We start from the raw sequence: 245 nt of genomic DNA on the forward strand, positions 1-245 counted from the left end.
CGTCGCTGACCTCGATCCTCGCCCGCTCGCGGCAATTCCGCCACGCCGAGACCGACGGCGTCGACAAGGCCCGCGCGCTCCTCCGGCTCGTCAACCTCGAACGCCACGAGGCGCGCCACGCGGGCGATTTATCTTATGGCGACCAGCGCCGCGTCGAGATCGCCCGGGCGCTCGCCGCCGAGCCGAAAATTCTGCTTCTCGACGAGCCCGCCGCCGCGCTGAACCCCACGGAAACGAAGGCGCTT

General features: G+C 70.2%; 1 protein-coding gene. It reads left to right on the plus strand.

From position 1 onward, the window contains the following. Positions 1–245, plus strand: a 245-nt coding sequence (locus tag LD028_RS09320) for an ATP-binding cassette domain-containing protein (RefSeq protein ID WP_237811653.1), incomplete at both ends; no start/stop codon positions are given.

The organism is Anoxybacillus sp. LAT27 (assembly GCF_022030075.1).
GTDB lineage: Bacteria > Bacillota > Bacilli > Bacillales > Anoxybacillaceae > Anoxybacillus > Anoxybacillus kestanbolensis.